Source organism: Solirubrobacter soli DSM 22325 (assembly GCF_000423665.1).
Classification (GTDB): domain Bacteria; phylum Actinomycetota; class Thermoleophilia; order Solirubrobacterales; family Solirubrobacteraceae; genus Solirubrobacter; species Solirubrobacter soli.
On the sequence record NZ_AUIK01000059.1, the window covers coordinates 1 to 1,042 of the forward strand.

The window sequence follows — 1,042 nt, forward strand, 5'->3', positions numbered from 1 at the left end:
TCCAGAACCGCCTCGAGCATCGCCTGAACAACCTGGCGACCTACCAGGAGAACCTGACCGCCTCCGAGTCGCGGATCCGCGACGTGGACATGGCGAAGGAGATGACCACCTTCACCAAGCTCAACATCCTGCAGCAGGCCGGCACGAGCATGCTCGCGCAGGCCAACCAGGCGCCGCAGGGCGTCCTCTCGCTGCTGAAGGGCTAAACGCACAACGGACTCAAGATCGGTCCTTCGGGGCCGATCTTGCTGTCTGAGACGACACGGAGTCGCCTCGCCGCACCGCCCAATTCCTCGATCAACAAGGAGTGTTGAATCATGGGCCTTCGTATCCAGAACAACGTCGAGGCGTTCAACACGCATCGGCAGCTGACCACCACGTCGACGCAGGCGGCGAAGTCGATGGAGAAGCTCTCCTCCGGCTATCGCATCAACCGCGCGGCCGACGACGCCGCCGGTCTCGCGATCTCCGAGAAGATGCGCGGCCAGATCGGCGGTCTCGCCCAGGCCCAGCGCAACGCCCAGGACGGCATCTCGCTCGTCCAGACGGCGGAAGGTGCCCTCAACGAGGTGCACTCCATGCTCCAGCGCGTCCGTGACCTGAAGGTGCAGTTCGAGAACGGCACCAACAGCTCGGACGACCAGGACGCCATCGCCGCCGAGGTCTTCCAGATCGGCAAGGAGATCGGCGACATCACGACGCAGACCAAGTTCAACGGCAACGCGCTGTTCGATGGCAGCACGTTCGCGTTCCAGGTCGGCGCCAACGACTCCGAGACGATCACCACGTCGGCCACCACGCTGAGCGCGTCGATCGGCTCCGCCGGCACGGGCGGCGTGTCCGACCTCACCGGCCTCTCGAGCGCCGCCGCCGTCAAGACCGCGCTCGACACCGGCGTGCTGGCGAACATCTCCACGATCGACAACGCGATCAAGAACATCTCGACGGCGCGCGCCAACTACGGCGCGATCCAGAACCGCCTCGAGCATCGCCTGAACAACCTGGCGACCTACCAGGAGAACCTCACCGCTTCCGAGTCGCG

The 1,042-nt window shown here is 65.1% G+C and carries 2 protein-coding genes; both read left to right on the forward strand.

Annotation, left to right across the window (positions count from 1 at the left end; translation table 11 throughout):
- Positions 1-206, forward strand: a 206-nt coding sequence (locus G569_RS52600; RefSeq protein WP_037500215.1) for a flagellin, incomplete at its 5' end; no start/stop codon positions are given.
- Between the two features lie 111 nt (positions 207-317).
- Positions 318-1,042, forward strand: a 725-nt coding sequence (locus G569_RS0129530) for a flagellin N-terminal helical domain-containing protein (RefSeq protein WP_028066084.1), incomplete at its 3' end; no start/stop codon positions are given.